This is a genomic window from Parabacteroides sp. AF27-14 (assembly GCF_003635425.1).
In the GTDB taxonomy this organism is placed as follows: domain Bacteria; phylum Bacteroidota; class Bacteroidia; order Bacteroidales; family Tannerellaceae; genus Parabacteroides; species Parabacteroides distasonis.
Genome location: NZ_QTLZ01000042.1, coordinates 1 through 397, shown reverse-complemented (window position 1 = coordinate 397; position 397 = coordinate 1). Strand labels below are relative to the sequence as shown.

1 protein-coding gene is annotated in these 397 nt (G+C 59.9%); it reads right to left on the bottom strand.

Annotated features, from left to right (window positions below; genetic code table 11):
- The coding region (locus DWY79_RS23175) for a transcription termination/antitermination protein NusG (RefSeq protein WP_370450008.1) at positions 1-397 on the bottom strand (397 nt) is incomplete at both ends.

Below are 397 nucleotides of genomic sequence, written 5' to 3'. Positions count from 1 at the left end.
TCGAACAAGGGGACCCACAGGCAGTCGAGGATACGCACCATCACGTCCTTATGCCCACCGCCCGGCTGCACCACCACCTCCGCCTCCATGTCGGTAAAAGGGCCGGAGGTGATACGCACACGGTCGCCTTTCAACAAGCGGCCGCTATCTGGCACGTACACCGGAAGCTCGTTGGAGTAAGAAGCCGCGACCCAACGCAAGGTATCCATCTCACGATCCGAGAGGTACGGGAAATAAGACCGCCCGCCGGAGGAAACCCGGGGGAGGAAATTATACAGGGGAAGCGTACGCTTCAGGCGGAAGATCTCGTCCTCCGAGGCGTGGACGAACACGTAGTTGTACAACAGGGGCCGTTTCGTGTTGACCATCTTGCCGCCCACCTTCCTCGCCTCGACAT